This is a genomic window from Pseudomonas sp. KCJK9016, assembly GCF_046231795.1.
Lineage (GTDB): Bacteria > Pseudomonadota > Gammaproteobacteria > Pseudomonadales > Pseudomonadaceae > Aquipseudomonas > Aquipseudomonas bananamidigenes.
This window is the reverse complement of record NZ_JBJJMM010000016.1, coordinates 83976-99060: the sequence shown is the minus strand read 5'-3', so window position 1 is coordinate 99060 and position 15085 is coordinate 83976. Positions and strand designations below refer to the sequence as shown.

At 61.9% G+C, this 15085-nt stretch carries 18 protein-coding genes; 11 read left to right on the top strand and 7 right to left on the bottom strand.

Going from position 1 to position 15085, the window contains the following annotated elements; genetic code table 11:
* The first annotated feature begins 187 nt into the window (after window positions 1–187).
* Window positions 188–808 carry a LysE family translocator gene (locus ACK6BI_RS17270; RefSeq protein ID WP_409317997.1) on the top strand — a complete coding sequence of 207 codons (621 nt, stop codon included), beginning with the start codon at window positions 188–190 and terminating at the stop codon, window positions 806–808.
* Here ACK6BI_RS17270 and ACK6BI_RS17265 read toward each other — a convergent pair.
* Window positions 805–1218, bottom strand: a complete 414-nt coding sequence (locus ACK6BI_RS17265) for a VOC family protein (RefSeq protein ID WP_409317996.1) — start codon at window positions 1216–1218, stop codon at window positions 805–807. The two genes, ACK6BI_RS17270 and ACK6BI_RS17265, sit on opposite strands and share 4 nt — an antisense overlap.
* 109 nt (window positions 1219–1327) lie before the next feature.
* Between ACK6BI_RS17265 and ACK6BI_RS17260 the strand changes: the two genes are divergently transcribed.
* The 3 genes from ACK6BI_RS17260 (at window position 1328) to ACK6BI_RS17250 (ending at window position 3609) form a co-directional block, all read left to right on the top strand.
* The gene (locus tag ACK6BI_RS17260) at window positions 1328–2410 is read left to right on the top strand and encodes a bifunctional transcriptional activator/DNA repair enzyme AdaA (protein WP_409317995.1); all 1083 of its coding nucleotides are present in this window, start codon (window positions 1328–1330) and stop codon (window positions 2408–2410) included.
* Window positions 2411–2426: 16 nt separating this feature from the next.
* The gene (locus tag ACK6BI_RS17255) at window positions 2427–3044 is read left to right on the top strand and encodes a DNA-3-methyladenine glycosylase family protein (RefSeq protein WP_409317994.1); all 618 of its coding nucleotides are present in this window, start codon (window positions 2427–2429) and stop codon (window positions 3042–3044) included.
* Window positions 3045–3120: 76 nt separating this feature from the next.
* Window positions 3121–3609 carry a GFA family protein gene (locus tag ACK6BI_RS17250; RefSeq protein ID WP_409317993.1) on the top strand — a complete coding sequence of 163 codons (489 nt, stop codon included), beginning with the start codon at window positions 3121–3123 and terminating at the stop codon, window positions 3607–3609.
* A gap of 6 nt (window positions 3610–3615) precedes the next feature.
* Here ACK6BI_RS17250 and glp read toward each other — a convergent pair whose 3' ends face one another.
* Together glp and moaB are read right to left on the bottom strand one after the other, a co-directional pair.
* Window positions 3616–4821, bottom strand: a complete 1206-nt coding sequence (gene glp / locus ACK6BI_RS17245) for a gephyrin-like molybdotransferase Glp (protein WP_409317992.1) — start codon at window positions 4819–4821, stop codon at window positions 3616–3618.
* Entirely contained in the window at window positions 4818–5357 is a 540-nt protein-coding gene (gene moaB / locus ACK6BI_RS17240) for a molybdenum cofactor biosynthesis protein B (protein WP_065260324.1), read from the bottom strand. The genes glp and moaB overlap by 4 nt, the downstream gene beginning before the upstream one ends.
* Window positions 5358–5655: 298 nt before the next feature.
* Here moaB and ACK6BI_RS17235 point away from each other — a divergent pair, with 298 nt between their 5' ends.
* The 7 genes from ACK6BI_RS17235 (at window position 5656) to ACK6BI_RS17205 (ending at window position 11934) form a co-directional block, all read left to right on the top strand.
* Complete coding sequence (locus tag ACK6BI_RS17235) at window positions 5656–6555, top strand: LysR family transcriptional regulator (RefSeq protein ID WP_409317991.1); 900 nt, start codon at window positions 5656–5658, stop codon at window positions 6553–6555.
* Between the two features lie 159 nt (window positions 6556–6714).
* The gene (gene fdhD, locus ACK6BI_RS17230; RefSeq protein WP_409317990.1) at window positions 6715–7557 is read left to right on the top strand and encodes a formate dehydrogenase accessory sulfurtransferase FdhD; all 843 of its coding nucleotides are present in this window, start codon (window positions 6715–6717) and stop codon (window positions 7555–7557) included.
* Window positions 7554–8039 carry a cyclic pyranopterin monophosphate synthase MoaC gene (gene moaC, locus ACK6BI_RS17225; RefSeq protein ID WP_409317989.1) on the top strand — a complete coding sequence of 162 codons (486 nt, stop codon included), beginning with the start codon at window positions 7554–7556 and terminating at the stop codon, window positions 8037–8039. Before fdhD ends, moaC begins: the two co-directional genes overlap by 4 nt.
* Window positions 8036–8287 (top strand): MoaD/ThiS family protein, encoded by a 252-nt coding sequence (locus ACK6BI_RS17220; protein WP_408987595.1) that lies wholly within the window; start codon window positions 8036–8038, stop codon window positions 8285–8287. Before moaC ends, ACK6BI_RS17220 begins: the two co-directional genes overlap by 4 nt.
* Before the next feature lie 3 nt (window positions 8288–8290).
* Complete coding sequence (gene moaE, locus ACK6BI_RS17215) at window positions 8291–8752, top strand: molybdopterin synthase catalytic subunit MoaE (protein WP_409317988.1); 462 nt, start codon at window positions 8291–8293, stop codon at window positions 8750–8752.
* A 500-nt stretch (window positions 8753–9252) separates the two neighbouring features.
* On the top strand, window positions 9253–10617 hold the full coding sequence (locus tag ACK6BI_RS17210; RefSeq protein ID WP_409317987.1) for a glutamine synthetase family protein: 1365 nt from the start codon (window positions 9253–9255) through the stop codon (window positions 10615–10617).
* A 33-nt stretch (window positions 10618–10650) separates the two neighbouring features.
* Window positions 10651–11934, top strand: a complete 1284-nt coding sequence (locus ACK6BI_RS17205; RefSeq protein WP_409317986.1) for an NAD(P)/FAD-dependent oxidoreductase — start codon at window positions 10651–10653, stop codon at window positions 11932–11934.
* Between the two features lie 95 nt (window positions 11935–12029).
* On the opposite strand, the gene ACK6BI_RS17200 is transcribed toward ACK6BI_RS17205, so the two are convergent.
* The 4 genes from ACK6BI_RS17200 to ACK6BI_RS17185 form a co-directional block, all read right to left on the bottom strand.
* On the bottom strand, window positions 12030–12815 hold the full coding sequence (locus tag ACK6BI_RS17200; RefSeq protein ID WP_409317985.1) for a DeoR/GlpR family DNA-binding transcription regulator: 786 nt from the start codon (window positions 12813–12815) through the stop codon (window positions 12030–12032).
* Between the two features lie 248 nt (window positions 12816–13063).
* Window positions 13064–14083 carry an AbrB family transcriptional regulator gene (locus ACK6BI_RS17195; protein WP_409317984.1) on the bottom strand — a complete coding sequence of 340 codons (1020 nt, stop codon included), beginning with the start codon at window positions 14081–14083 and terminating at the stop codon, window positions 13064–13066.
* Between the two features lie 28 nt (window positions 14084–14111).
* Window positions 14112–14534 (bottom strand): HD domain-containing protein, encoded by a 423-nt coding sequence (locus tag ACK6BI_RS17190; RefSeq protein WP_409317983.1) that lies wholly within the window; start codon window positions 14532–14534, stop codon window positions 14112–14114.
* 15 nt (window positions 14535–14549) lie between these two features.
* Complete coding sequence (locus ACK6BI_RS17185) at window positions 14550–14939, bottom strand: hypothetical protein (RefSeq protein ID WP_409317982.1); 390 nt, start codon at window positions 14937–14939, stop codon at window positions 14550–14552.
* Between the last annotated feature and the right edge of the window lie 146 nt (window positions 14940–15085).

Here is a 15085-nt window from a genome sequence, read left to right as displayed (position 1 = left end):
ACCGATTGATTCGGTTTTCAGCCGATTCCGCCTCCCTGCAAGAAGTTGAGAGTTGACGCAACGGGAGAAAGTTCGAAGTCATTTCCCCTCCCACTGACGCTGTACTGTGACTCTGCAGCACGACTGTACGGTCCGGCCCGCATGATCCCATGATAAAAATGACGCTCCCGTCACCGGAGCCCGCACCATGGATCTCGCCACCCTCTCGCTGTTTCTGCCCGCCTGTTTCGCCTTGAACATGGCGCCCGGCCCGAACAATCTGCTGTCGGTCAGCAACGCTACCCGTTATGGCTATCGGCGCGCCTGCCTGGCGGGAACCGGAAGGTTGCTGGCGTTCGCCGGAATGATCGCCCTCGCGGCGGCAGGGCTGGCGGTGGTACTGCAGACATCCGAATTGCTGTTTTACGGAATCAAGATTGTCGGCGCGGGGTACCTGCTGTATCTGGCGTGGCAGCTGTGGCGGGCCAACCCTGCTGCAGAAGACACAGTTACCGCGCCTACCAGTGGACTTCTGGCCTTGGCACGTCAGGAGTTTTTGGTGGCCGCAGGAAATCCCAAGGCAATCCTCATCTTCACTGCCTTCCTGCCGCAATTCGTCGACCCGACTCGCGCCATCACCCCGCAGTTCATTCTGCTGGGGGTGCTGTTCCTGCTGCTCGAATGGATCGCCATCAGCGCGTACGCCTGGATGGGCCTGCACATGCGTCGCTGGTTCGCCGAGCCGCGCGGCAAGCGGATTTTCAATCGCTGCTGCGCGGGGCTGCTGTCGGCGGCAGCTTCGGTGTTGCTGATGGCCAAAAGGGCCTAGGCTCCGGACGGGCCTTTGAGTTCGACCTGATTGCCGTCGGGGTCGAAACAATACAGCGAGAGGCCGTTGCCCTCGGCGCCGAAACGGGTCTCGGCCTTTTCCACGTCCAGGCCGCAGGATCGCAAGTGGCTGACCAGCGCCGCTTCATCGAACGGCTCGATGCGCAGGCAGAAGTGATCGACATTGCGCCGCTCGCTGCCGGCAGCGGCGCCGCCCTTGCGACCGATTTCCCCGTCAAGATCGACCAGGTCGATCATCGACGTACCGGCCCGCAGGTGCACCAGGCCCAGTTTTTCGTTGTGCTTGACCACTTCGGCGCCGAAGACCCGGTCGTAGAAATCAATGCTGCGTTGCAGGTCGGCAACGCGCAGCACGATGTGATCGATGTGGTGAATCGTGAACGGTGGCATACAGGCATATCCCGAGTTGTAGCGACCCGGTCACTGTAGTGCAGCGGCCGGAAAATTCACTGTCGATTTTTCGGTGGAGCCATCGAATAACTGGTTTTATCCTCGGCCCATGAACATACAGACTGCTGTCCTGCCCCCTCACGCCGAAATGGTTCGCGCCATGCTCGCCAGCGACACTGCCTATGAAGGCGTGTTCTTCACGGCGGTGAAAACCACCGGGATCTTTTGCCGCCCGACCTGCACGGCACGCAAGCCGAAACCGGAAAACGTCGAGTTCTTCGCCCACGCCGACGACTGCCTGTCCGCCGGTTATCGCGCCTGCCTGCGCTGCAAGCCGCTGGACGCTGCCGCCATCGCCCCGGACTGGGTTCAGCGGCTGCTCAAGGCCGTGGACGCCGATCCGGAGGTGCGCTGGAGCGATGCGCAATTACTCGCCGAAGGCATCGAACCGCTGAAACTGCGGCGCTGGTTCAAACAGCATTTCGGCATGACGTTCCATGCGTGGCTGCGCACCCGCCGGCTTGGCGTGGCGTTGGGCGGGATCAAGCAAGGCACGTCCATCGACCATGTGGCGTTCGACTCCGGGTATGAATCCCTCAGCGGTTTTCGCGATGCATTCCAGAAGTCATTCCACATCACGCCGGGACGCGCAGCGGCCAGCGAACCGCTGCTGTTCACCCGCCTGACCACGCCGCTGGGGCCGATGATTGCCATGGCCGAACGACGCGGCCTGGTGTTGCTGGAGTTTCTCGATCGCCCGGCGCTGACCCGGGAAATCGAAGAACTGCAAAGCCGTTACAGCTATGTCGTCGCACCGGGGCACAACGCGCATTTGCAGCAGATCGAAAACGAACTGGCGCTGTACTTCGCGGGCAAGCTGAGCGAGTTCAGCGTGCCGCTGCACCTGCCCGGCAGCGAGTTTGCCCGCCAGGTCTGGGCCGAACTGCAGCAGATCCCCTACGGCCACACCAGCACCTATGGCAGCATCGCCGCACGGCTGGGCAAACCCGGCGCCAGTCGCGCCGTGGGGCTGGCCAACGGGCACAATCGACTGGCGATCGTGGTGCCATGCCATCGGGTGATCGGTGCCGACGGTTCGCTGACCGGCTATGGTGGCGGGCAACCGCGCAAGGCGTTTTTGCTCAGGCTGGAAACTGCCGCCGTGCAACTGACGCAACCGCTGGCTTTCTGACAAACCGACCATAAACATGCCTGATTCATATCAACCGGCCAGCGAGTTTCTCGCCAGCCTCGACGCCGACTGGCAGCGCCACATCGCGGCGGTCGGCCCATGTCTGCATCAACCGCATCCGGCGCGGGATCCTTATGAATCGCTGGTACGGGCGATTGCCTATCAGCAACTGCACGCCAGGGCAGGCGATGCGATTGTCGGGCGGTTGGTGGGATTGTTTCCCGGGCAGACGTTTCCGCGCCCCGAACAGATTCTGGCGACGGATTTCGAACGCTTGCGCAGTTGCGGCTTTTCAGCGAGCAAGATTGCGACGATTCAGGGGATTGCCCGGGCCACTCTGGACGGCGTGGTGCCGGATTACTCGACTGCGCAGGCGATGGAGGATGAAGCGCTGATCGAGCGTCTGGTCAGCCTGCGCGGCGTCGGGCGCTGGACGGTGGAGATGCTGTTGATCTACAGCCTGGAGCGTCCGGACATTCTGCCGGCGGATGACTTTGGCGTGCGCGAGGGGTATCGGCGGTTGAAGGGGCTGGAGGTGCAGCCGACGCGCAGGCAGATGGTTGAGATCGGCTTGGCCTGGAGTCCGTTTCGCACGGTGGCGGCCTGGTATTTGTGGCGGGTGGCCAAGCCGTAGACCGCGATGGCGGCGGCACAGAAGACACATCTCTTCTAGGCTGAAGCGCATCGACAAAGCCCCATCGGAGGCCACCATGCACCTCGAAGGCTCCTGCCACTGCGGCGCGGTTTCATTCACTCTCGACAGCGCCCACCCCTACCCTTATCAGCGCTGCTACTGCTCGATCTGCCGCAAGACCCAGGGCGGTGGCGGCTATGCGATCAACCTCGGCGGCGATGCGGCCAGCCTCAAGGTGCGCGGGCGCAAACACATCACGATCTACCACGCGAAAATGAAGGACGAAGGCGATACACGCGCCCACCGCAGCACCGCCGAACGGCACTTCTGCTCGTTGTGCGGCAGCGGTCTGTGGCTGTTCAGCCCGCAATGGCCGGAACTGATCCACCCGTTCGCCTCGGCGATCGACACGCCGTTGCCAGTCCCCCCGGAACACACCCACCTGATGCTCGGCTCGAAAGCATCGTGGGTCGAAGTCCAGGCGAGCGCGAAGGATCAGCAATTCGAGGTCTACCCTGAAGAGTCAATCGCGCAATGGCACGAACGGCTGGGGCTGAGCCGTTGACGATATTCAGAACAGCTCGCTGAACGGAATGAAGCGCAGTGGATCGCCCATTCGCAACGTGCTGTTCTGCGGGATTTCCACCAGCCCGTCGGCCCAGGTCGCGCCAAGCAGCACGCCGGAACTCTGGTTCGGATACAGCGCTGCCTGCCCGCCTTCCAGACGCGCCCGCAGGTATTCACGACGACTGCCGGGTTTCGGCCAGTCGAACCCGGCGTTGACGGTGAAGCTCAACGGCAGCACCGCTTCCACGCCTTGAATGCGCAGCAGGTACGGCCGCGCCAGCAGGCCGAAGGTCACCAGCGCCGAGGTCGGATTGCCTGGCAGGCCGATCACCGGCACCGTGCCGAAATGGCCCACCGTCAGCGGTTTGCCGGGCTTGATTGCGAGCTTCCACAGCAGCGGTTTGCCGTTCTCGCGCAGTACCTGGCCGAGGCAGTCTGCGTCACCGGCAGAGACGCCGCCGGTGGTCAGAATCAGATCGGCGGCCACCTGCAACTGTTCAAGCTTGAGACGGGTTTGCGCCGGGCGATCCGGCAGGATACCGGCGTCGATCACCTCGCAACCCAGCTCGCGCAACCAGTGGTCGAGCAAGGTGCGGTTACTGTTGTAAATGCTGCCGGGACGCAACGGCTGGCCCGGTTCCACCAATTCGTCACCGGTCGACAGCAACGCCACCCGCGGACGACGCACCACCGGCAGATGAGTCATGCCCTGCCCGGCGGCCACTGCCAGTTCGAACGGACCGAGGCGTTTGCCGGCTCGCAGCAGTGTGTCGCCGACGCGGTTCTCCTGGCCCTGGGCGCGGATGTTCTGGCCTACTTTCAGCGGTTGCAGAAAACGCACGCGACCGTCCTCCAGCACTTCGGTGTTTTCCTGCATTTCCACGCAGTTGGCCCCCAGCGGCAACGGCGCGCCGGTGAAGATCCGCGCGCAGGTGCCGGGCAGCAAGGCGTCCGGCGCCAGCCCGGCGTAGACCCGCTGCGACACCCTCAACGGCTGTCGATGCAGATCGGCCAGGTTCAAGGCGTAACCGTCCATGGCGCTGTTCGGCCACGGCGGCAGATCGAGAGTGGCGACCAGATCGCTGGCCAATACTCGTCCGCGTGCCTCATTGAGTGGCACCGATTCGCTGTCCGGCAGGCGTCGTTCATTGGCCATCGCCAACAGTTGGTCGAGCGCTTCCTCGACCGGCATCAATGCAGCCTTGCTCATCCCCGTGGCCCGCAGGCTTGCACCGGTTTAAGGTGCGGGACAAAGTTGCACGGGCGGTGACGGTTATCCAGTTGTTCGGCGAGGATGCCTTCCCACGCCGTGCGGCACGCGCCGGTGGAACCCGGCAGGCAGCACACCAGCGTGCCGTTGGACAGCCCCGCCAGTGCGCGGCTTTGAACGGTGGAGGTGCCGATGTCGAGAATCGAAATGGCGCGGAACAGTTCGCCGAAGCCGTCGATCTGTTTGTCCAGCAGACAGGCCACGGCTTCCGGGGTGCTGTCGCGGCCAGTGAAACCGGTGCCGCCGGTGATCAGCACGACTTGAATGTTGTCGTCGGCGATCCAGTGCGCGACCTGGGCGCGGATCTTGTACAAGTCGTCCTTGAGCAGGTTACGTTCACTCAAGGTGTGACCCGCTTCGAGCAGACGGCTGACCAGCAACTGGCCGGAGGTATCGCTGGCGTAATCACGGGTATCGCTGACCGTCAGCACGGCAATATTCAAGGGAACAAACAGGGCATCCGCTTTAACACTCATGGCACTCTCCGGCCTTCGCCAATTCAATTGGGCCAGAGCCTAAGTGCCACTTGTCGAGACTGTCTAATCACTCTCACCAACCACTTTATCGACCCGCTCTATCGGCGTTTTTTCAGTGGACCGAAAACACAGTTCCAGCCAATGAAACCGGCCATGATTGAATCCCTCGATAGCCTCTTCAACGCTTCCGATTGGACGAAAACGCCGATCAGTGGGATCGTCGCCGCCTGCGCTTTTCGTGCGCCGTACGCATCTGCGTCAATACTCAATCAAATTTCCCATTCGAGCAGGTGCCATCGTGGACATCAAACAACTCAAGTTCCTGATCGCGCTGGACGAAACCCGCCACTTCGGCCAGGCCGCCGCGCGCTGCCACATCACCCAGCCGACCCTGTCGATGCGCCTGCGCAATCTGGAAGACGAGCTGGATCTGGTGCTGGTCAATCGCGGCCAGCGCTTCGAAGGCTTCACCCAGGCCGGCGAACGCGTACTGGCCTGGGCCCGCACGCTGCTTGCCGCCCATGACGGGTTATTTGCCGAAGCCGCTGCCTGTCGCGGGCAACTGGTCGGCAGCCTGCGTCTGGGGCTGGTGCCGCTGAGCAACTTCAATCCAGTCAATTACATTCAGGGTTTGTCGGGGATATTCCCCGAGCTGAAATACAGCCTGTCGTCGCTGAGTTCGGACGAGATCATCGAGGGGCTGGGCAACAATCAGTTGGACCTGGGCGTGTGTTATCTGGACCACGTCAACCCGAACTATTTCGAGTTTTTCGAAATCGGCGAAACCCGCGTCGGCCTGCTCTACGACACCCGTCATTTCCATTTCGAGGGCCCGGAAATGAGCTGGGAAGAGGCCGCCGAACTGCCGCTGGGGATGATTACCACCGGCATGCATTACCGCAAATCCATCGACCTGAGTTTCCGCAGTCGCGGACTCAACCCGCAGCCGATCATGGAAAGCGATTCGACCTATCAGCTGCTGCAGGCAATTCACCAGGGTTTCTGCTGCTCGATCATGCCGCTGGACAGCGGCCTTGAAGAACCGATCGAGCACCTGGCCTTCGTCAACCTGCCGGACGCCAGCGTACTTGCGCCGCTGGGGCTGGTGATGCGCAAGACCGAACCGCGCTCGGCGATTGCCGAGAAGTGTTTTGCCGAGGCGCGGAAGATGTTCGGGATCGAAGCCCCTGCCGTTTAACCCTCTCCAAGTAGCGTGAAACGTTGCACTTCGGTGCAACGTCTTCAGGTTCGCCTGCGGTCATCGACCAATCCAATCACTGCATCGGAACAAGCGATTGGACGCACTTTTCCCCGCCCCGTAGCCTGAACCCACTTCAGCGCTTCGGGGACTTTCAAGATGCTGTGCCAGGTTCAACCACCCATCGAAACGGGCGATGCCAACGCCCCCGCGCCACAACCTTCGCAGGTGGCCTACCGCGAATACCTCGACGACGCGCCGCTGTCCCACGCGGCCCTCGCGGCAGAAATAGCACTGGCCATCAGCTACAACGGCCTGAACCAGGCCGTGATGATGGTCTCGCCGGGCAACATCGAGGACTTCATTCGCGGATTCAGCCTGAGCAACGCCATCGTCGGCAGCCTTGACGATATCCATGACATCCGCCTGACCCATTTCGATCAGGCCTGTCAGGCCGAGGTGCAGATTTCCAGCCGGGCGTTCTGGGCCCTGAAGGATCATCGTCGGCAGATGGCGGGCACCAGCGGATGTGGCCTTTGCGGTGTGGAAGCCCTTGAGCAGGCGCTGCCGCCACTGGAAATCCTGACGCCGGCACCGTTGCCGCCCGCCGCGCACTTTGACGGCATTCGCCAACGCATCGAACAGGCCCAGCAACTGGCCCGCAGCAGCGGTGCCCTGCACGCGGCGCTGTACTTTGACGCCGACGGCCAAGCGCTGCTGTGCCGCGAAGACATCGGCCGCCACAACGCCCTCGACAAGCTGATCGGCGCCCTGCAGTTCGCAGGGCTCGATGCGCGCCAGGGCTTCGTCGTGGTCACCAGCCGTTGCAGTCTCGAGCTGATTCACAAAGCCGTGCGCGCCCGCCTCGGCACGCTCGTCAGTCTGTCTGCCCCCACTGCGCTGACGGTGCGCTGGGCTCTCAAGCACCGCTTGAACCTGATCCATGTTCCGCACCACAACGCCCCGCGAATCTACAGCCCGACCCAGGAGCCTATTGCATGAGCAACACCCTCACCCACCTCGACGATCAGGGCCGCGCCAACATGGTCGATGTCGGCGACAAAGCCGCGACTCGCCGCGAAGCCACCGCTCAGGCCTGGGTACAAATGCGTCCGCAAACGCTGCAAATGATCCAGTCCAACGGCCACCCCAAGGGCGACGTGTTCGCCGTGGCGCGGATCGCCGGGATTCAAGCGGCCAAGCGCACTCACGAACTGATTCCGTTGTGTCACGCGTTGTTGCTCAGTTCGATCCACGTCGAGCTCAAGGCCTGCGAACCGGACCGCGTGCAGATCACCAGCACCTGCCGCCTCACCGGCCAGACCGGGGTCGAACTCGAAGCCTTGACCGCCGCCAGCGTCGCCGCGCTGACGATCTATGACATGTGCAAAGCGGTGGACCGGGCGATGGTCATCGGCGACATCCGCCTGCTGAGCAAACTGGGCGGCCGCTCAGGCCATTTTCAATGGGAGAACCCGCAATGATTCTGATCAACTACTTTGCCAGCTACCGTGACCGGCTCAATCTGGGCGGTGAAAAGATTCCGGCCAGCAGCGCCCTCGCCTGTGTCGAGGATGTGCGACAGATGCTCATGGCCCGGGGCGACCTGTGGCGTGAAGTGCTGGGGGCCGGCAACCTGATGTGTGCGGTGAATCAGGAGTTGTGCCAGCCGGATCAGGCTATCGAGGATTTCGACGAGATCGCTTTTTTCCCACCGGTCACGGGGGGGTGAGTCATGGGCGTTCGAGTCCAGCGAAAAAGTTTCGATGCCGGTCAGCTGATTGCCGATCTGCATGCGCGCAACCCACGGGTGGGTGCGGTGGTAAATTTCATTGGTTATGTGCGGGATCTGAACGTCGGGCAGTCGGTGACCGAGCTGTTTCTGGAGCACTATCCGGGCATGACCGAAAAGGCTCTGGAGCAGATCGCCGATCAGGCTCGCGAACGCTGGCCGTTGCAGGCAGTGGAGATCGTGCATCGGGTCGGTACGCTGTCGGTGGCCGAGCCGATCGTATTCGTCGGCGTCAGCAGCAAACACCGGCATGCAGCATTCGAAGCCTGTGCCTTCATCATGGATGTACTGAAGACCCGTGCGCCGTTCTGGAAGCGTGAGACGACGCCAGAGGGCTCGCATTGGGTCGAGGCGCGGGAGAGTGATCGGAATGCGGCGTTTCGCTGGAGTCTGGCGCACGCCTGACACGGCACTGTCGGCTGCAGCAAAGCCTGACATCAGAATCAGGCGTTTACTTATCCCGGACTTCCCCCTTACTATCCAGCCACACCGGCATGGCGGGACACACCCGCCGCCGACGTTTTCCGCCAACGGAAACACGCGTCATGAGCACGTCACTACAACAATCAGAACCGTTGAACGTCTCTGCACTGTGCGCCCTCCTTCACAGGGGCCGCGCATGAATCGCATCGTCAATCTCCCCATGGCCCTGAGCCGCTCCAAGCTGCGTCACTCCGCACGCCCGCCGGATATCCGCTGATCCTGTGGCGAGGGAGCAAGCTCCCGCCGGGACACGCAGTGTCCCCAGAGCAGAAATGACTGCTGCGCAGTCCAGCGGGAGCAAGCTCCCTCGCCACAAGCCTAAATTCTTTTTCGATATCCCTGCCAGGACGCCCGCACCTTTTGCCGCACTGCGTCCGGCCCGAATCTGCGCGCCTGTGCGGCGCCATCGTGAGTGATTGATCATGAAATTCGCAGCCATTGAAGACGCCCGTCGCTTTCTCGAACAGAACCCCGACATCGACATGATCGAGCTGTTCATCCTCGACGCCAACGGCGTGCCGCGCGGCAAGCTGTTGCACCGTGAAGAACTGCTCGCCGTTTACGAAAGCGGCCGCCCGCTGCCGAGCACCATCCTCGGTCTGACCGTGCACGGCGAAGACGTGGAGAACTCCGGTCTGGTGTGGGACGTCGGCGACATCGACTGCCGCGCCTACCCGCTGGAGGGCAGTCTGGTGCGCCTGCCGTGGCGGCAGATTCCCACCGCTGCGGTGCAGGTCAGCATGCACCCGGAACAAGGCCTGCCGGCGAGCATCGCCGACCCGCGGCACCTGCTGATCAAGGTCATCGACGCCCTCAAGGCCGAGGGTTATCACCCGGTGATGGCCTGTGAGCTGGAGTTCTATCTGCTCGACGCCAGACGCGATCACAACGGCCGCCCGCAACCGGCGCTGGATGCCGACGGCGGTCGACCGAGGCACACACAGGTCTACGGTTTGCGTGAGCTGGAACAGATCGAACCGTTCCTCGCCGACCTCTACAGCGCCTGCAAACTGCACGGCATTCCGGCCCGTACCGCGATCTCGGAATACGCGCCGGGCCAGGTGGAAATCACCCTCGAACACGGCGATGCGCTGGAGGCGATGGATCAGGCCGTGCGCTACAAACGGCTGGTCAAAGCCGTAGCGCACAAGCACGGGATGCAGGCGACGTTCATGGCCAAGCCCTTCGATGATCTGGCAGGCACCGGCATGCACATGCATGTCAGCCTCGCCGATGCCGAGGGGCGCAATCTGTTTGCCTCCGAAGACCCGGCGGGCACACCGCTGCTGCGTACCGCGATTGGCGGGATGCTCGCCTCGTTGCTCGATTCGCTGCTGCTGTTCTGCCCCAACGCCAACTCCTACCGTCGCTTCCAGGCCAACAGCTATGCGCCACTGGCGCCGACCTGGGGGGTCGACAACCGCACCGTCAGCCTGCGCGTGCCGGGCGGTCCGGCCAACACCCGGCACATCGAACACCGCATCTGTGGCGCCGATGCCAACCCGTATCTGGCGGCAGCGGCGATCCTGGCGGGCATTCATCGCGGGATAAAAGAAGACATCGATCCGGGCGAACCGGTGCAAGGCAACGGCTATGCGCAGGCGAAGGAATTACTGCCGACCGATTGGCTGACCTCGCTCACGGCGCTGGAAAGCTCGGCCTGGGCGCGGGATGCGCTGGGACAGGAATTTCTCGGGGTGTATCTGGCAGTGAAGCGTGCGGAATACCGGCAGTTCATGGCCGAAGTGGGTGAGCAGGACTGGCGTTGGTACCTGACCGAAGCCTGATCCTTTTTTCCTTTTTTTGCCTTGGACACTGACATGACTCAACGCACCAACTCCTACTACACCGCCACCCTCAACCGCGACACCGACTACCCGACCCTGCAAGGCCGGCACAAGGTCGATGTGGCGATCATCGGCGGCGGCTTCACCGGGGTCGCCACCGCCGTGGAACTGGCGGAAAAAGGCCTGAAAGTCGCCATCGTCGAAAGCCACAAGATCGGCTGGGGCGCCACCGGGCGCAATGGCGGACAGGTCACCGGCAGCCTGTCCGGCGACGGCGCAATGCGCAAACAGATGCGCAACACCTTGGGCGATGAGGTCGACGATTTCATCTGGCACCTGCGCTGGCGAGGCCACGAAATCATCAAGCAGCGCGTCGAGAAATACGGCATCGATTGCGACCTCAAGCACGGCCACTTGCATGCGGCGTACAAGCCAAGCCATATGGCCGGTTTGCGCAGTGATTACGAAGAGGCCGTGCGACGCGGGATGGGCGAAGACGTCAGCCTGCTCGACCGCAGCCAGGTGCGCGATTTGCTGCAGAGCGACCTCTATCACGGCGCAATCAAGAACACCCGCAACATGCATCTGCACCCGCTCAATCTATGCATTGGCGAGGCACGGGCGGCGGAAAGCCTCGGCGCGCTGATCTTCGAAAACAGCGAAGTGCTGGAGATCATTCACGGCGACAGCCCGGGCGTGCGCACGGCTCAGGGGCAGATCGACGCCAATCAAGTGCTGCTCGCCGGCGATGTCTATCACAAACTCGAACCGGGCCAGCTCAAGGGCAAAATCTTCCCGGCCATGGGCGGCATCGTCACTACCGAACCGCTGGGAGACCTGGCCCGGCAGATCAACCCGGAAGATCTCGCCGTGTACGACTGCCGTTTCGTCCTCGACTACTACCGCCTCACCGCCGACGGTCGCCTGTTGTTCGGCGGCGGCGCCAACTACAGCGGCAAGGACTCAAGGGATATCGCAGGTGAGTTGCGACCATGCATCGAGCAGACCTTCCCGGCGCTCAAAGGGGTGAAGATCGATTACCAGTGGAGCTGCGCGATGGGCATCGTCATCAACCGCATCCCGCAACTGGGCAAGCTTTCGGACAACGTCTGGTATTGCCAGGGCTACTCCGGCCATGGCATCGCCACGACCCACATCATGGGCGAAATCATGAGCCGGGCGATCACCGGGCAGATGCAGCAGTTCGACACGTTTGCCGCGTGCTCGCACATTCGCGTGCCGATGGGGGATCTGCTGGGGAATCCGATGCTCGCGGCAGGCATGTGGTACTACCAGATGCTGGAAAAACTGCGCTGATCGAACGGGCCCCATCGCCAGCAGGCTGGCTCCCACACGATTTACTGTGGGAGCGGGCTTGCTCGCGAAGAGGCCTTTAACCCCACCACAAAATCTCAATCCTGCAGTTGTTCGACCTCCATCCCCAACCGCCGATAATCCTCGGCACTCCCCGACGCCAGATGCCGCTCGGTAATCAGCGTATGCACCCGGCTGCACGGCGCCACCACGAACGGCTCCACCGCACCCAGCTTGTCGGCGGTGGTCACGGCAATCACCTGCGCCGCACTGTCGAACAACGCCTGTTTTACCGGCACTTCATCGAAATACAGCGAACTCAGGCCCACTTCCGGATGAATCGCACACACCCCGGTAAACAACACGTCAGCCTTGATGCTTTGCAGCAGTCGCACGGTTTCGTGGCCACTGACCGACATCGTCGCCAGATTCAGTTGTCCGCCAGCCAGAATCACTTTGATCCCCTTGTATTCGGCCAGGGTAATCGCCGTCATCGGTGACGTGGTCACGGCGGTGATCGAAATATCGGAAGGCAACAAACGGGCGATCTGCAATGTGGTGGTGCCGGAATCGAACAGCACGATCTGCCCGTCCTTCACCCTTGCGGCCGCGAGCTGCGCGAGGCTGGTTTTCACCTCGTCGGTTTCACTGATCCGCGTGAAGTAATCCTTGCCGGTATCCTTCGGCCTCGGCAGCGCCCCACCGTGTACCCGCTGCACCAGCCCGGCATTATCCAGCTCGGCCAGATCGCGGCGGATGGTGTCTTCGGACACCGCGAAGTGCTGGCTCAACTCGGAAGCCATGACCTTGCCGTCACGTTCGAGGAGCAGCAGGATTTTTTGCCGACGCAGGGAGGGAAGCTCGGAAGCGGAATGATCGTGCATGGTTTTGCCTGTTTGTGCTTGTAGTTGCAGGTTTGGCGAGCCTAACCAATGCCTCTGCCAAACACAAACCGGCTGATATCAATTGTTTCGATCTTTGAAATCATGAAGCCGAATTTTTTCTTTGCTTTCAGCCTGTTCACAATGGCACCACTTCAATAAAGCTCAGGATGAACAGCTCATGAATCTCAATTTTGCGTTTGCGTGCATGATCGTCGTGTCTTTCGCGATTGCGTTGGGGCATGCGTGATTCAGTCTGGCTTGGGGGCTCTTCTTAACTGCACCAGCAACGCCGGCGTAAAGTGCAACACCACCATCCGCACCAGATGGTGAGTGAGGATAAACACCACGTTCAACCCGCCACCGAATGCCACGATGGCAATGGTTTCGATTGCGCCGGGCATGTAGGCCAGCCATAGCGACAGTGCATCACTGCCCAGCAATCGCGCCGCCACTTCGGCGAATCCCGCCGCAACCAGAATCATCAAACCCACCGACACCAGCGCCGCTCGCCCATGCCGTGCCAGCTCCGCGAGACCGAGGCCCTGGAAACGTGAGCCGATGCGCGCCCCGAGAATCACGGCCGCCAGATTGAGGCTCCAGTCCGGCATGTGAAAACCGTGCAGCCATCCCGATTTCAGGAACACGGCGGTCAGGATAATCGCCGTCAACATGAACGGCGCCGGCACGCCTATGGCCAGCAGCAAACGCCCGACGATCACGCTCAACAGGATCAGCCCGAACACGGTCAACGCCATGCCCGTGGACAACGGATCGACCTCGGCTGGCGTGCCCACAGCCTGTCCAGGAATCAGCAGGCTGACCAGCACGGTGATGAACAGCAGGCGTATCAGGTGCACGATGATCACCTTGCTCGACGCCCGATGTGATTCCAGCAAATCGAACACCGCCGCCAGCGCGCCGGGATACACCGCCAGCAAGGCGTCGGTGCGATTCCACCCTGCCCCGCGCGTCAGCCACCAGGCCGACAACATCACTTGCAGCGCAAGGCACAGCAGCAACACGCCGAGGCTTGGCAACATTGTCGAGACGGTCGCGCTGTCCCAGGCCTCGAACATCAAGCCTGTGGCGATGCCGAGGCTGACCTGGATGTAACCCAGGCCATAAGGGGTCCTGGGCGCGAAGCCAAATTTGGTGGCAGCCAGTGCGGTGACGAGAATCGAGCCCAACAGCAAGCCGTGGGGCACGCCTTCGAACTGCAACAGCGCGCCGAATCCGGCAGCGATCAACAGACATAGAATGGATTTCATGGTCGCCTTCCTGGCTATTCAAATGACGTCAGGCGCGCAACCGTCCAATCGCCCGCCGATACTTTTCGATCCGCTCCAGATCCTCCCAGCTGGGCGAGGCGATCCGCGACAGGTCGCTGTTCTCTTCCAGATCCGCCAGTTTCACCACCCTGCCGATGGGGTTTTGCGCGGCGCGTTCGACGAAGTCCTCGTAGGACTCGCCGGGCAGCTTGGTCACCGATTCGATGGCGCACAAAACCTCTTCGCTGAAGCCTTCCTTGCGCAAATCATCCAGGCTGATGCCACAATCCTCGACCACATCGTGCAGCACGGCGACGATGCGCTCTTCCAGGCTGCTCATGCGCAACATGACCTTCAGCGGATGCAAAATGTACGGCGCACCGCCCTTGTCAACCTGCCCGGCATGGGCCGTGGCAGCAATGGCGATGGCGCGTTCCAGAGTCTGAGTCATGGGCGTTTCCTCGGGTCAGACGCCATACCGGCCGCCAATATAGAAATGACGCTTGAACCAGCGGCCAATCGCCTGCAAACGCCCGGTTGGCTGCGCCGGCTCGGCGTAGCGCTGGAGAATCAGCGAAACCAGATCAGCCTGACTCTCCCCCGAATGCGCATCCAGCAATTCGGCCACCCAAGCGCATCCGGCCTTCTTCAAATGCTCCCGCCATTCACCGGGCCAGCTATCCAGCTCATCCAGCGCCAGCCACCGCGCACCGCCCTGTTCGCCATGTCCGCCGCCGATCGATTGCTCGAAGCAGAACGGCGTCGCCGGACGGGACAGGTCGATGCTGAAGATGTAGATGTCCTGGGTTTTGTGCTGCGGCGTGGGGGCGTTGTTGTGGCTGCCGATTTGAATCATGCGCGGTTCCGTCCGTGGCAGAGGCGTTACAACTTGTTTCGCAGTCTACGACGTGGTGCGGGTGGGGGGAACCTTTGGTGATGAGATGTGGAGAGGCAAGTGAAATGGTTAAAACCACCCTCTTTTGTGTAACATTTCCAAAACAG

What these genes read in the sequence shown, in the direction of transcription:
- moaE (WP_409317988.1), top strand. Translation starts at nt 8,291, where the DNA reads ATGGGCGTTCGAGTCCAGCGAAAAAGTTTCGATGCCGGTCAGCTGATT.
- ACK6BI_RS17255 (WP_409317994.1), top strand. Translation starts at nt 2,427, where the DNA reads ATGCCTGATTCATATCAACCGGCCAGCGAGTTTCTCGCCAGCCTCGAC.
- ACK6BI_RS17260 (WP_409317995.1), top strand. Translation starts at nt 1,328, where the DNA reads ATGAACATACAGACTGCTGTCCTGCCCCCTCACGCCGAAATGGTTCGC.
- glp (WP_409317992.1), bottom strand. Translation starts at nt 4,821, where the DNA reads ATGAGCAAGGCTGCATTGATGCCGGTCGAGGAAGCGCTCGACCAACTG.
- ACK6BI_RS17190 (WP_409317983.1), bottom strand. Translation starts at nt 14,534, where the DNA reads ATGACTCAGACTCTGGAACGCGCCATCGCCATTGCTGCCACGGCCCAT.
- ACK6BI_RS17220 (WP_408987595.1), top strand. Translation starts at nt 8,036, where the DNA reads ATGATTCTGATCAACTACTTTGCCAGCTACCGTGACCGGCTCAATCTG.
- ACK6BI_RS17250 (WP_409317993.1), top strand. Translation starts at nt 3,121, where the DNA reads ATGCACCTCGAAGGCTCCTGCCACTGCGGCGCGGTTTCATTCACTCTC.
- moaB (WP_065260324.1), bottom strand. Translation starts at nt 5,357, where the DNA reads ATGAGTGTTAAAGCGGATGCCCTGTTTGTTCCCTTGAATATTGCCGTG.
- ACK6BI_RS17210 (WP_409317987.1), top strand. Translation starts at nt 9,253, where the DNA reads ATGAAATTCGCAGCCATTGAAGACGCCCGTCGCTTTCTCGAACAGAAC.
- ACK6BI_RS17205 (WP_409317986.1), top strand. Translation starts at nt 10,651, where the DNA reads ATGACTCAACGCACCAACTCCTACTACACCGCCACCCTCAACCGCGAC.
- ACK6BI_RS17200 (WP_409317985.1), bottom strand. Translation starts at nt 12,815, where the DNA reads ATGCACGATCATTCCGCTTCCGAGCTTCCCTCCCTGCGTCGGCAAAAA.
- fdhD (WP_409317990.1), top strand. Translation starts at nt 6,715, where the DNA reads ATGCTGTGCCAGGTTCAACCACCCATCGAAACGGGCGATGCCAACGCC.
- ACK6BI_RS17265 (WP_409317996.1), bottom strand. Translation starts at nt 1,218, where the DNA reads ATGCCACCGTTCACGATTCACCACATCGATCACATCGTGCTGCGCGTT.
- moaC (WP_409317989.1), top strand. Translation starts at nt 7,554, where the DNA reads ATGAGCAACACCCTCACCCACCTCGACGATCAGGGCCGCGCCAACATG.
- ACK6BI_RS17195 (WP_409317984.1), bottom strand. Translation starts at nt 14,083, where the DNA reads ATGAAATCCATTCTATGTCTGTTGATCGCTGCCGGATTCGGCGCGCTG.
- ACK6BI_RS17185 (WP_409317982.1), bottom strand. Translation starts at nt 14,939, where the DNA reads ATGATTCAAATCGGCAGCCACAACAACGCCCCCACGCCGCAGCACAAA.
- ACK6BI_RS17270 (WP_409317997.1), top strand. Translation starts at nt 188, where the DNA reads ATGGATCTCGCCACCCTCTCGCTGTTTCTGCCCGCCTGTTTCGCCTTG.